The organism is Luteibacter pinisoli (assembly GCF_006385595.1).
Taxonomy (GTDB): domain Bacteria; phylum Pseudomonadota; class Gammaproteobacteria; order Xanthomonadales; family Rhodanobacteraceae; genus Luteibacter; species Luteibacter pinisoli.
The window spans coordinates 2,043,147-2,055,609 of the sequence record NZ_CP041046.1 but is presented as its reverse complement, the minus strand read 5'-3'; the positions used below and the strand labels follow the sequence as shown (position 1 = coordinate 2,055,609).

Below are 12,463 nucleotides of genomic sequence, written 5' to 3'. Positions count from 1 at the left end.
GGTTTTGCAGGGCTGGGAAGCAAAACCCGTCGCGGTTGCCATTGGTCATGCGCTGGCGACGATTCGTCCCAAAACCGTTCCGGCGCACGCCTGGCCGAGGCTTGATGGCACCGCCGGCGCCAAACGCGCACGGCCCGAAACCCACCTGCCGATGGAGCGCCCCATGACCCGGTCCCTGCCCTGCCTCGTTACCGTTCTCGCCACCCTGCTGCTGGCGGCCTGCGCCACGCCCGCGTCGCGCACCGCGCCGGACCGGCTGACGTCGGCCCCCTTCAACCTAGTCAATGCCACCGCCGACAGCGTGACGCATGTGGCTGTTGCCCCCAGCGGCAGCGACGATTTCCAGGACATTGACCTGGGAACGTCACTCAACGGCGGCCTCAACGCCACCGCCTTCCAGCTGCCCTCCGGCCCGTGCCTGCGCGATGTACAGATCACCTTCACCGGCGAACGCGTGTCGCGCCTGAATGCGGTTGATGTGTGCCGCACGCACGGCCTGCGCCTGAATACATTGCAGGGGCGCACCGTGGTGCCCGACAACGTCGCCACCGGCGGCCCCGCCGTGGATCAGCTCATCCACTGAGTCGGGGCGACGTTCATCTCGGGCAGCCCGTCGTATGATCGGCCCGGACACACCCGGATCGTGAACTGACGGAGGTCGCATGAAGGACGGTTTACTCGCTGCCACGCTCACCCTCGGCCTCGCCCTGTGCGCGCCCGCATTCGCTGCCACAGCCCCGCCTTCGCCCTTGCTGGGTCGCTGGGCCGTTGATACTTCACGCATGGCGATGCCGCCTGACGCGAGGCCGAAGAGCGTGACCATCGCCTTCACGGATGCCGGCAAGGATCGCCTGTCGATGGATGTCGACATCGTCTACGCCCCCGGCAACGAAGTGCACTCCACCAACGCCGTGCCGCTCGACGGCACGTCCGTCGCCGTCACGGGGACGCCGGAGGCCGACGCCGCTGCCACGCTGCGCCCGCAGCCCAACGTGCTGGTGGTCGGGCTGAGCAAGGGCGGCGTTCCCGCCTCGACGCGCATCTACACCGCCGCGCCCGACGGCAAGACCATGACCGAAATCGTGGCGTTCTACGACCAGGACGGAAAGCCGGCCTTCCGGACGCACTACTTCACGCGGGCGCCCTAGCCCTCGGCAAACGCCGTCGCGACATGATCCATGAAGGCACGCACCTTCGCGGAATGGCGGCGTTCCTGCGGGCTCACGAGGTGGATGGGCGAAAGAATCGACCAGTCCGGCAGCAGCTTGACCACGTCGCCGCGCGCGATTTCTTCTTCGAACAGCCAGGTGGGCGTGTAGCACACGCCCATGCCGGCAAGGATCGCCGCGCGAACCACCTCGCTGCTGTCCGTCTGCAGGTTGCCGGATACCGCCACGCGATGTTCCGTGCCTACCGGTTCGGCGGCCCCAGGCCCGGCGACGAAACGCCAGCTGCTGCGCATGCCGCTGCCGGTGTAGACGACGCAGTTGTGCCGTGCGAGGTCTTCCGGATGCACTGGCGCCTTGATGCCCTTCGGCAACGCGCGCACGTAGCGGCGGTGTGCAAGCACTTCGCGCACCGAATGGCCGACACGCCGCGCGACGAGGCTGCTGTCGGCCAGGTCACCGATGCGCACGGCCACATCGATGCCGAGTTCCACCAGGTCGATGTAGCCATCGCTTAGCCGCAGGTCGACGCGCAGGCCGGGATGCTGCGCGAGGAAGTCTTGCACGACAGGCATGAGTCGCAATCGGCCAAAGCCCACCGACGACGCGACGCGTAGCACCCCTTTCAGCGTCTCCTCGCCCGTGCCGAGCGCGGCTTCCGCTTCGGCCACTTCCGCGACGAGTCGACGTGCGCTCTCGAAGTAGCGCTCGCCTTCATCGGTCAGCGCCAGTGAGCGCGTCGTCCGCGTAAGCAACCGCGCGCCCAGCTGGCGTTCGAGCGCGGCCACCTGCTTGCTTACCGCACTCTGCGTGGCGCCCTGTTCCTTCGCCACCGCGGAGAAGCTCCCCGCCTCCACCACCCGGACGAAGGTTTGCATGGCCTGCAGCTTGTCCACGATGCCCGCCTTTAATTCCTAGGTGGCATCAATCATATGCCAAGTCGCTGTCTAGTTGCGTCATAAGGAATGGATCAAAGTCCACCCATCGATTCCTTCCCACCTCGCACTGGAGAAACACCGTGAATCACCCTGTCGTCCTTATCACTGGCGCCCTGACCGGCATCGGCCGCGCCACGGCGCTCGCTTTCGCCGCCGAAGGCGCCCGCCTCGTCGTCAGCGGCCGCCGCGAAGAAGCCGGCCACGCGCTGGCCGTCGAGCTGCGTGGCCTCGGTGTCGAAGCGGAATTCGTCCGCGCCGATGTCCGTCATGAAGCAGACGTTCGCGACCTGGTCGAGCAAGCCGTCGCCCGCTTTGGCCGCCTCGACATCGCCATCAACAACGCCGGTACCGAAGGCCAGCTTGCCCCGGTGGCCGAGCAGACGGTGGAGAACTACGAAAGCACGTTCTCGACCAACGTCCTCGGCATCCTGCTCTCGATGAAGCACGAAATGCGGGTGATGCAGGGCCAGGGCGCCGGCGCCATCGTCAACGTCTCCTCGATTGCCGGCCATGTCGGCATGGCGGGTGCATCGGTCTACGTGGGCAGCAAGCACGCGGTTGAAGGCATGACCAAGTCGGTCGCCCTGGAAGGCGCCGCCATCGGCGTGCGCGTCAACGCCGTGGCACCGGGCCCCGTCGCTACCGACATGCTCGATCGTTTCGTCGGCAACGACGAACAGGCGAAGAACGGCTTCCTCGGCACCATCCCCGCACGGCGCGCCGCCTCGGTGGACGAAATCGCGCAGACCATCGTCTTCCTCGCCGGTGACAAGGCCCGCTATCTCACCGGCCAGGTGGTCGCTGTCGATGGCGGCTACACCGCGCAGTAAATCGCCCGCGTTCCCGCCGGGACGGAAAGCCGCACCAAGACGCGGTGCGCCCGGCGGGGACATCGTGGGGTTTTCCACCCAGGGAGACCGCCATGACCACGACGCCGGCCAACCACGCGCCCTTTCCCTTCCCGCTGACGTTAGAGATCGTGGTGATCCCGGTCTCCGACGTGGAGCGGGCGAAGGCGTTTTACAGCCAGCTCGGCTGGCGCCTCGACGCTGACTTCGCCAACGACAAGGGCTTCCGGGTGATCCAGTTCACCCCGCCACAATCGCACTGCTCGGTGATGTTCGGCGACAAGATGACCGGCGCAACAGCCGGCTCTGTTCGCGGGCTGCATCTCGTCGCTCGCGACGTGGTCGCGGTACGTGAAGAACTCAACCGCCGCGGCATCGAGACCAGCGACGTATTCCACGATGCGGACGGCCTCTTCCACCACGGCGGCAACCACAACCGGGTGAGCGGACCAAACCCGCAGCGCAAGAGCTACGGCTCGTTCGTGTCGTTCAACGACCCCGACGGCAACGAGTGGATCGTGCAGGAGATCACCGAGCGATTGCCTGGCCGCCTGTGGGACTAAGCCGCCCCGCGCAATAGTCAATTGCGGCCCGCCTCGTTCCCGTCAAGCCGCTGTCTTCCCAGACTAAGCCACACCCACCAAGGCTTTGAACGGAGACCCTACGATGAGCACCCAAGCCAAACCCCCTGTTGTTTCCTACCGTCACATGGCCATCGACGGCCTGGACATCGCCTACCGCGAGGCTGGCCCCGCCGATGCCCCCGTCGTGCTGTTGCTGCACGGCTTCCCGACCTCGTCGCACATGTTCCGCAACCTCATCCCGTACCTCGCCGACCGCTACCACGTGATCGCCCCGGATTACCCGGGCTACGGCGAAAGCGCGATGCCGGACCACAACGCCTACAAGTACACGTTCGAGAACTTCGGCAATCTCATCCGTACCTTGCTTGAGCGCCTGAAGGTCGAGAAGTACGCGATGTATGTCATGGATTACGGCGCGCCCGTCGGCTGGCAGCTGTTCCTGAAGAACCCGGAGAAACTGACGGCGCTGGTGATCCAGAACGGTAACGCCTACGAAGAAGGCCTGAAGGCGTTCTGGGATCCGATCAAGGTGTACTGGGCCGACGGCGCGAGCGCGAGCCGGGATGCCCTGCGCTGGCTGGTGAAGCGCGACACCACGATCTTCCAGTACACCGACGGCGTGGACGACAAGACGCGCATCTCGCCGGACAACTGGGTGCACGACCAGGCCCTGCTCGACCGTCCGGGCAATGAAGACGTGCAGATGGACGTGATGTACGACTACCGCCAGAACGTGCCGCTCTACCCGGAAGTGCAGCGCCTGTTCCGCGAACACCAGCCGCCCACCCTGATCACCTGGGGCGAACGCGACACGATCTTCCCGGCCGACGGTGCGCACCCGTACAAGCGCGACCTGAAGGACCTGGAGTTCCACCTGTTCCCGACCGGCCACTTCGCGCTCGAGGACAAGGGCGACGAGATCATGCCGCTGATCGGCGATTTCCTTGACCGGAAGCTGGGCAAGAAGGCCTGACCGGGCGGTATGCCGCGGCGGCGTCCGCTTCGGCACCGCATTGGCCGGATATGATACTTCGGATCGTATCCGGCCGCCCTCGCCCAGCGGTGAAATGGAGCCCTTGAAACCACCCAGAGGGCTCCATCATGACCACGTCCATTGCCGGCATCGTTGTTCCCGATAGCGCGCTTGCCCGCGAGATCACCCAGCTGGTCCGCGATACCGAGAGCGAACTGCTCTACCACCACTCCCGCCGCGTGTTCTTCTTCGGCGCCCTCACTGGCAAGGCCAAAGGCCTGAACTTCGACCCCGAACTGCTCTATGCGGGCGCGATGTTCCATGACATGGGCCTGGTCCCGGCGTACTCCAGCAAGACCGAGCGCTTCGAAGTCGACGGCGCCAACACCGCCCGCGACTTCCTGCTCGCCCGCGGCATCAGCCCGGCGGAAGTCGATACCGTGTGGGCCTCCATCGCCCTGCACACCACGCCGGGCATCCCCCTGCACATGAAGCCGGAGATCGCGCTGCTCACCGCGGGCGTTGAAATGGACGTCCTCGGCCTGGGCTTCGACACGGTGCACGTGCACGACCGCCACGAGGTAGCCCTCGCCCATCCGCGTGGCCCGGCCTTCAAGGAAGGCATCATCGATGCGTTCTACAACGGCGTGCGCAACAAGCCGGAAACCACCTTTGGCAACGTCAAGGCCGATGTCATGGCGCACAAGGAACCGCACTTCCACCGCACGGACTTCGTGCACTGCATCCTGGGCAACGGCTGGCCGACCTGAGCCCCTGTCAGGGTCTGGCAACTGCGAGCACCAGCGCGGCGTCGGCCGAGCCGGTCGCCGGCAGGTGATTAGCGCTTTGGTAGGCCTTCAGCGCATCGCGGGTGCCCGGGCCGAACACACCGTCCGCCGTCACCGTAGGCAGCGTCTGCGACAGGCCGACCTGGAGATGGCGGACGTCGAGGCCACGCAGGACGGAGCCACCGGCGGTCCAGGCTAGCGGGCGGCTGCCTGGCGGGTGGTCGTTGTTGAAGCAGTCCGGCGGCGGCGCGCTAAGCGTCGTGCTGGAAATCTCCTGCCCACGGACGACCATCGGCAGGTCGAGGTTCCACAGGTTCATCTGGATCATCGCCTGGAAGGCGTCCATGCGGTACACGGACGTCGCCAGGTCGCCCCTGCGCGAGAGCAGCCAGTTGCGACGCTGGGCGACGTACGCGGCCACCCATCGGTGCTCGTCCGTGCCCGGCATGCCGCCGACCGCCGCATCGGTGAGCGCGCGAATCGCCGGAAAGCTTCCCTGCACGTAGCTGTCGTAGACCACGGCCGCCCCGAGGGCGCTGTGGATGCCGAGCCGCGCCGCGGTATCGACGGCAGGCATCAGGTAGTTGGCGTCGAAGTACGCATCCTGGACGGCGCGCATCACGCTGTCATCCGCCGCCGCGCGCAACAGGTTCTGGAAATACCTATCCGTATCGAGCCCCACGTCCAACGCCAATGCACGCGGCACGTAAGGCTGGATGGCGGTGACGTACGCAGCGCCCGCCGCCGTGACGTAGGCCTGCAGCAGGCGTCCGAGGTTACCGCTCTTCAGACTGACCTGTGCCCGTCCGTAACTCACGTGACCGGCATCGTTCTGGCTGAAGGTCACCGTGCTGTAGCGGCCCACCACGGACGAGGTTTCGAACACATTGCCAATCGCGGCAATGGTGCGGAGTTGAAGCGTCTGCAACGCTTGCGCGGCGGAATTCATCGGCGGCTCCCCATTTGGCCGTTCCGCCAATATTACACAGCGTTTCCGGCAACGTGGACTAAGTGTTTCTACGGCACGGGGTCCAGTTTTCCGGTGTAGTACGGCAGGCGTACCTCAACGTCCGGCTTCACCTGCAGGCCATCGTCCATCAGCGTCTTGATGTTCTTCTGCGCCTGCGGCCGCTTCACCGACGTGATGAAGGCATCCCATCCCGCGCCGATTTCCTTGTCGGGCGGCAGGCTGTTTTCGTTGACCAGGTTCTTGATATCGGCGAGCGACTGCTTGTCGAAACGCGAGATGCGCCGGGCCAGCTTGTCGACGAAGTCGTCCAGCTGGGCATCGGGCAAGGAGCGATTGACGTAGCCGTAGCGCTCGGCCAGATCGCCATTGATGTCGTCGCCGGTGAGGACGACTTCGAGTGCACGGCCGCGGCCCATCATGCGCGGCAGGCGTGCCATGGGGCCGCCGCCTGGCACCAGCGCGGCGCCGATTTCCCATTGTGAGAACAAGGCCTTTTCGCGGCTGGCAAAGCGCATGTCACTGGCCAGCGAGAGCTCGCTGCCAACGCCCGTCGCGCGTCCGCGCACCTTCACGATGGAGACCACCGGCGCCTTGCTCAGCCGCACGAGCATGTCCGGCAGCGGTGGCAGGCCGGTGCTGCCGTTCTTCATGCTCGTGGTGTCGGTCAATGCCGGTACGAAGTCGTAGTGGGTCAGGAAGAAGCCGGGCACGGCGCTCTCGAACACCACGACGCGCACCTTCGGGTCGGTCTCGAGCGCCGTGATCACCTTGTTCAACTGCGGAATCGTCTCCGGCCCGAAGATGTTGAAGGGAGGATGGTCGATGACCACGCGCCAGTACTCCGGCGTCACCTTCACCACCTTGATTTCGTCCTTCGACGGCTGGTTGCCCTTGGGTGCATCCGGTGCCTTCTCGGCAAACGCGGGGGTAAACGCCATGAGGCCTGCGGCGACGAACGCCGAGGCAAGGAGGGTCGCTTTCATCATTTCAGGCCATCCGGGTGTTGCCGGCGGAATTCCAGGGCGGGTAGTCCGCCCCAGCCCCAGTTTTCGAGCGGTACTTCCTGGATCACGACAAAGGTGGACACCAGCGGCTTGTGCAGTACGCGCAGCAGCAGCTCGCTGGCGCCCTTGATCAACTCGGCCTTCTCCTGCTCGGTGACGCTGTCGCGCCCGTCGCCGGAACCTTCGCGGGTGATCTGGATGGTGACGATGGGCATGCAAGCTCTCCCGCCGTAGGACCCACCGATATCGCGCCCGCTTCCGTGACGTTTGGGTTAAGTGCGCGCTAAAGATTCGATCTGGAAACGACGCGACGGCAGGCTAGTCCAAGCCACGGAAAGTTAGCGGGTGCATGCTCCCGCCACAGTCACCATCCCGTTCCTGGAAACCTTTTATGCAGATCGATACGGACCCTCTACGCAGGCATTTCCTCGCCATGGCCGGCACGTCGATTGCCGTGGCACTGGTTGGCCCGCAGGCCGTTGCGTCGTCGTCATCGGTACTCGCGGCGACGGGCGCGCATGCCGCGCCTCCGACCCCGGCGACGTTTGGCCCGGTGAAGCAGATCCATGCCGGCGTGCTCGATGTCGGTTACATCGACATGGGCAAGTCGAAACACCCGGCGGTGCTGCTCCTGCACGGCTGGCCTTATGACATCTACGCCTTTGCCGACGTCGCTCCTGCCCTCGTAGCCAAGGGCTACCGGGTCATCGTGCCCTTCCTGCGTGGCTACGGTTCCACGCGGTTCCTTGATGAGGGAACGATGCGCAACGGCCAGCCCTCGGCCATCGCGGCGGACGCCATTGCTCTGCTCGACGCGTTGAAGATCAAGAAAGCCATTGTCGCGGGCTTTGACTGGGGCGCGCGCACGGCGGACATCATGGCCGTGCTGTGGCCGCAGCGTTGCAAGGCGCTGGTGTCGGTGAGCGGCTACCTGATCGGCAGCCAGGAGGCCGGTAAGAAACCCCTGCCGCCGAAGGCCGAGCTGCAATGGTGGTACCAGTTCTACTTCGCCACGGAGCGCGGTCGCCTCGGCTACGAGCAGAACCGCCACGACTTCAACAAGCAGATCTGGCAGCTGGCGTCGCCGCAATGGCACTTCGACGATGCGACCTTCGATCGCACGGCGGCCGCGTTCGACAACCCGGACCACGTGGCCATCACCATCCATAACTACCGGTGGCGCATGGACCTGGCCGAGGGTGAGGCAAAGTACGCCGACGATGAGGCGAAGCTCGCCACCGGCCCGACCATCGGCATCCCCACCATCACCATGGAAGGCGACGCCAACGGTGCGCCGCATCCGGATCCGTCCGCGTACAAGGCCAAGTTCACCGGCAAGTACGAGCACCGCAACATCACCGGCGGCATCGGCCATAACCTCCCTCAGGAGGCGCCGGAGGCCTTCGTGCAGGCCATTGTCGACGTGGACCACATGTGATGGCGTGATCCGTTAGCGCGCGAGCGCCTCGCGGTTATGCCGCGGGACAATCGTCGCGGCTGTTGTCCGCGATCCCCGCGATGACCCACTTGCCGTCCGCACGCACCAGATGGACGAGGTCCGTGCCGCAATGCACGACCTTGCCGTTGAGGCGGAAGTCGTAGCGCGTCCAGATGATGGCCAGGTTGTCGTCGATGCGAACCAGCGGATCGTAGATCCGCTCTTCGATCTGGTCCTTGCCCGGCTTGATGTGGTCGATGAAGCCGGAAAGTGTGTTGCGCATCACCTTATCCTTGCGCAGCAGCGCCACGCTGCCCTCCGGCTGCACGGTGGCGCGCATCGCCGCCTGGTCGTATTTCGCCATGCCATCGAGGAAGGCCTGGAACGGCGCCAGCACCGCCTTCTCCGCGGCGGTGGGTTCGGCCGCGATCGCGGGCGCGGCGGCAAGAAGGCAGGCAACAACGGCAATCGTGCGAACGGACATGGGGTTCCCCTCCCGGTGGATGTGTCGCCGATGCTAGCCGCGTCCCCGTGCGGCGCGCCTGTGTCTTTTGGGACGTGAGTCGCAATTTCTTGCGCCGCGTGCACGGATGAAACATGAACGTTTCGCACGTTTCTGCTGCGCCGCCAGATGACAGCCGTGTGTCGCTCGCCCATCCTCGCCGCCGCGAGCACGAGGGGCGTTCGACGCACTAAAAATAACGTCACAAGACGCGGGGAACTCCATGAATTTTCGCTATTCGACGCGCGGCCTCGCCGTGCCTGCCACCCGCCACCGCCCGTTGGCGACCGCGTGCGCCATGACCCTGCTGCTCGCGTCCGGCGCCCTCCAGGCGCAGGAGCAGGCCCAGAACCCGAGCCAGCCGACGACGCAGCCGGCCCCCACCGACGCCAATGCAAAATCGGCAAAGGACGCGAAAGCCAAGAAGCCCACCAGCGCCGACGGCATCAGCAACCTCGACGCCGTGGTCGTCACCGGCATCCAGGCATCGATCCAGAATTCGCTGAAGGCGAAGCAGAATTCCAGCAACATCATCGAAGCCATCTCCGCCGAAGACATCGGCAAGCTGCCCGACAGCAGCATCGCCGAGAGCCTCTCGCGCGTGCCCGGCCTGGCCACGCAGCGCGTGGACGGCCGCGCCAACCAGATTTCGATCCGTGGCCTGTCGCCGGACTTCGTCGGCACCACGCTCAACGGCCGCGAGCAGGCCACCATCGGCGAGAACCGCGGCGTCGACTTCGACCAGTACCCGTCCGAGCTGATCAGCGGCGTCACGGTGTACAAGACGCCCGACGCCACCCTCGTCGGCCAGGGCCTCTCCGGCACCGTCGACCTGCACACCATCCGTCCGCTGGACCAGCCCAAGCGCACCATGTCGGTGAACCTGCGCGGCGAGACCACGGACAACGGCAACCTCAACCACGGCAGTGGCGTGGGCGACACCGGCCATCGCGCGAGCTTCTCGTACATCGACCAATACTTCGACCACACCCTCGGCCTGGCCGTGGGCTTTGCCCAGCTCGATTCGCCGATCCAGGAGAAGCAATACCAGGCCTGGTGGTGGAGCCTCAACAATGGCTCGCAGGGTGCCGAGACGAACTGGGGCGCGCCGCACACCCCGGGCATCCCGGACAACGTGCTCTCGCAGGAGGGCATGCAGCTGCGTGCCAAGTCGGAAAACCAGCTGCGCAATGGCCTGATGACGGTGCTGGAATGGGCACCCGACGACCATTACCACTCCACGCTGGACCTGTACTACTCCACGTTTGACCAGAAGACCCACCTCAACGGCGCGCAGTGGTCGAGCAGCCCGTCCGACAATGTGTCTTACTCCAATGTCGGCACCGTGCCGACCCTGCCCTACCCGCTGGTCACCACGGGCCACATCGATGGCCTGAAGGCGATCCTGCAGAACGAATACACGAAGGAACAGGACAACCTCTTCTCCGCGGGCTGGAACAACCAGTACGACTTCGGCAACGGCTGGGCGATCAACGCCGACGCGTCGTACTCGATGTCAAAGCGCCGCCTGCACGATGGCTACCTGTTTGCCGGCCTGCCCGGCAACGCCACCAGCTCCACGGATTTTGCCACGCCGGTGCACGAGCACTTCCCGGATTTCATGCCGGGTACTGACTTTGCCGACCCGTCGGTGGTCCAGTTCACCGATCCGAACAACTACGGTTACAACGGCCGTTACGAGTACGACAAGCAGAAGGACACCATCAAGGCCTTCCGCCTCGAAGTGACCCACCCGGTGGGCTGGATCTTCAGCGATGCGGTGCTCGGCGCGAACTACTCCGATCGTGAAAAGACCAAGTCCGCCGACGTATTCTTCGCCTGGCTCAACGGCAACGGTTCGGACGCCGACACCTACGTCCCGGGTTACGGCTCACCGATCGACCCGTCGTTCCTGAGCGGCATCACCGACCTCAGCTACGGCGGCTTCCCCGGCGTGGTCAATTACAACGTGATGGACGCGCTGGGCAGCCAGTTCTACCTCACCCAGCGCAATGGCCAGTCGGACTGGAGCCGCAACTACACGGTGCGCGAGAAGGTGCCGGTGGGCTACCTGAAGTTCAATATCGACACCAATGCGGGCGGCATCCCCATCACCGGCAACATGGGCGTGCAGGTGGTCCGCACGGACCAGTCGTCCACCGCGCTGCAGACCAATGGCGACACGCTGGTGGGCCGTATTTCCGATGGCGCGAAGTACACCAAGGTACTGCCCAGCCTCAACATCGTGGCCGAGGTAGCCGACAAGCAGTTCGTGCGTTTCGGCCTGGCCAAGACCATGGCACGTGGCCGTATCGACGACGAGAAGGTGGCGACGTCCGCCGGCGTGGCCCAGATCGAGGACGGCCCGGCCGCGGGCCAGGTGCTGTGGTCGGGTAGCGGCGGCAATCCGAAGCTGAAGCCGTACATCGCCGTGGGTGCGGACCTGTCGTGGGAGAAATACTTTGGCGATGCGAGCTACGTGGCCGCCGCGGTATTCAACAAGAACCTGTTGAACTACATCTACAACGAGACGGTGCTCGATTACGACTTCTCGAAGTACGTGAACGACAACCCGACGCTCACCCCGACCAGCACGGTCGGTTCCTTCACCACCCCGCAGAACGGCACGGGCGGCAAGATCCAGGGTCTGGAATTGCAGGGCGGCATCGAAGGCAAGCTGATCGCCTCCTGGCTGGATGGCTTCGGCGCGCAGGCCAACTTCTCGCTGACCAACAGCACGCTACCCGTCAGCGCGGTGTCCAGCATTCCCGGCGGCCCGAGCACCCTGCCCGGCCTCTCGCGCAAGGTGGCAAACGCCGCCGTGTACTACGAGAAATACGGCTGGTCGTTCCGCGTGGCCGAGCGCTACCGCTCGTCGTACACGGGTGAAGCCGTCGCGCTGTTCGACCAGCTCGGTTACACCACGGTGCTGGCCGACAAGCAGACCGATATGCAGGTGGGCTACGAGTTCCAGGAGGGGACGTACAGCGGCCTGTCGATCCTGCTGCAGGTGAACAACCTGACGGATTCGCCGATGAAGACCTCGCAGACCTCGGCGCTGCCGAACAACGTGAAGATCCAGCGCCCGCTGGAGTTCGACACCTACGGCCGCACCATCATGTTCGGCATCAATTACAAGATGTAACCGCCGGGGCGGGCGCCGGGCTGCATGCCCAGCACGGCAAGGTCACGCGACAGCCGACTTCCTCGTCGACGTACGTGACCTCGCCGGCCCCCTGGCAGATCGGACAT

General features: G+C 65.1%; 13 protein-coding genes. 8 read left to right on the top strand and 5 right to left on the bottom strand.

Annotated features, from left to right (window positions below; genetic code table 11):
* Window positions 1-163 precede the first annotated feature (163 nt).
* The gene (locus tag FIV34_RS09375) at window positions 164-583 is read left to right on the top strand and encodes a hypothetical protein (protein ID WP_139981903.1); all 420 of its coding nucleotides are present in this window, start codon (window positions 164-166) and stop codon (window positions 581-583) included.
* Between the two features lie 79 nt (window positions 584-662).
* On the top strand, window positions 663-1,148 hold the full coding sequence (locus FIV34_RS09370) for a hypothetical protein (RefSeq protein ID WP_139981900.1): 486 nt from the start codon (window positions 663-665) through the stop codon (window positions 1,146-1,148).
* On the opposite strand, the gene FIV34_RS09365 is transcribed toward FIV34_RS09370, so the two are convergent.
* Window positions 1,145-2,062: a LysR family transcriptional regulator gene (locus tag FIV34_RS09365; protein ID WP_139981898.1), complete on the bottom strand. Its 918-nt coding sequence runs from the start codon at window positions 2,060-2,062 to the stop codon at window positions 1,145-1,147. The two genes, FIV34_RS09370 and FIV34_RS09365, sit on opposite strands and share 4 nt — an antisense overlap.
* A gap of 122 nt (window positions 2,063-2,184) precedes the next feature.
* Between FIV34_RS09365 and FIV34_RS09360 the strand changes: the two genes are divergently transcribed.
* The 4 genes from FIV34_RS09360 (at window position 2,185) to FIV34_RS09345 (ending at window position 5,279) form a co-directional block, all read left to right on the top strand.
* The gene (locus tag FIV34_RS09360) at window positions 2,185-2,934 is read left to right on the top strand and encodes an SDR family NAD(P)-dependent oxidoreductase (RefSeq protein ID WP_139981895.1); all 750 of its coding nucleotides are present in this window, start codon (window positions 2,185-2,187) and stop codon (window positions 2,932-2,934) included.
* Window positions 2,935-3,026: 92 nt separating this feature from the next.
* A complete protein-coding gene (locus FIV34_RS09355) occupies window positions 3,027-3,515 on the top strand; it encodes a VOC family protein (protein ID WP_139981893.1) in 489 nt (162 codons plus the stop codon).
* Between the two features lie 103 nt (window positions 3,516-3,618).
* Window positions 3,619-4,509 (top strand): alpha/beta fold hydrolase, encoded by an 891-nt coding sequence (locus tag FIV34_RS09350; protein ID WP_139981890.1) that lies wholly within the window; start codon window positions 3,619-3,621, stop codon window positions 4,507-4,509.
* 128 nt (window positions 4,510-4,637) lie between these two features.
* Window positions 4,638-5,279: an HD domain-containing protein gene (locus FIV34_RS09345; protein ID WP_139981887.1), complete on the top strand. Its 642-nt coding sequence runs from the start codon at window positions 4,638-4,640 to the stop codon at window positions 5,277-5,279.
* A 7-nt stretch (window positions 5,280-5,286) separates the two neighbouring features.
* Here the strand turns inward: FIV34_RS09345 and FIV34_RS09340 are convergent, their stop codons facing one another.
* The 3 genes from FIV34_RS09340 to FIV34_RS09330 form a co-directional block, all read right to left on the bottom strand.
* On the bottom strand, window positions 5,287-6,246 hold the full coding sequence (locus tag FIV34_RS09340; RefSeq protein WP_139981884.1) for a chitosanase: 960 nt from the start codon (window positions 6,244-6,246) through the stop codon (window positions 5,287-5,289).
* Window positions 6,247-6,314: 68 nt separating this feature from the next.
* Window positions 6,315-7,253, bottom strand: a complete 939-nt coding sequence (locus FIV34_RS09335) for an enoyl-CoA hydratase/isomerase family protein (RefSeq protein WP_211352730.1) — start codon at window positions 7,251-7,253, stop codon at window positions 6,315-6,317.
* The gene (locus FIV34_RS09330; protein ID WP_139981882.1) at window positions 7,250-7,486 is read right to left on the bottom strand and encodes a tautomerase family protein; all 237 of its coding nucleotides are present in this window, start codon (window positions 7,484-7,486) and stop codon (window positions 7,250-7,252) included. The genes FIV34_RS09335 and FIV34_RS09330 overlap by 4 nt, the downstream gene beginning before the upstream one ends.
* Window positions 7,487-7,662: 176 nt before the next feature.
* On the opposite strand from FIV34_RS09330, the gene FIV34_RS09325 reads away from it, so the two are divergent.
* Window positions 7,663-8,709 (top strand): alpha/beta fold hydrolase, encoded by a 1,047-nt coding sequence (locus tag FIV34_RS09325; RefSeq protein WP_139981880.1) that lies wholly within the window; start codon window positions 7,663-7,665, stop codon window positions 8,707-8,709.
* 34 nt (window positions 8,710-8,743) lie between these two features.
* Here FIV34_RS09325 and FIV34_RS09320 read toward each other — a convergent pair whose 3' ends face one another.
* Window positions 8,744-9,193, bottom strand: a complete 450-nt coding sequence (locus tag FIV34_RS09320) for a nuclear transport factor 2 family protein (protein ID WP_139981877.1) — start codon at window positions 9,191-9,193, stop codon at window positions 8,744-8,746.
* Between the two features lie 241 nt (window positions 9,194-9,434).
* On the opposite strand from FIV34_RS09320, the gene FIV34_RS09315 reads away from it, so the two are divergent.
* Window positions 9,435-12,356 carry a TonB-dependent receptor gene (locus tag FIV34_RS09315; protein ID WP_139981875.1) on the top strand — a complete coding sequence of 974 codons (2,922 nt, stop codon included), beginning with the start codon at window positions 9,435-9,437 and terminating at the stop codon, window positions 12,354-12,356.
* The last annotated feature ends 107 nt before the right edge of the window (window positions 12,357-12,463 follow it).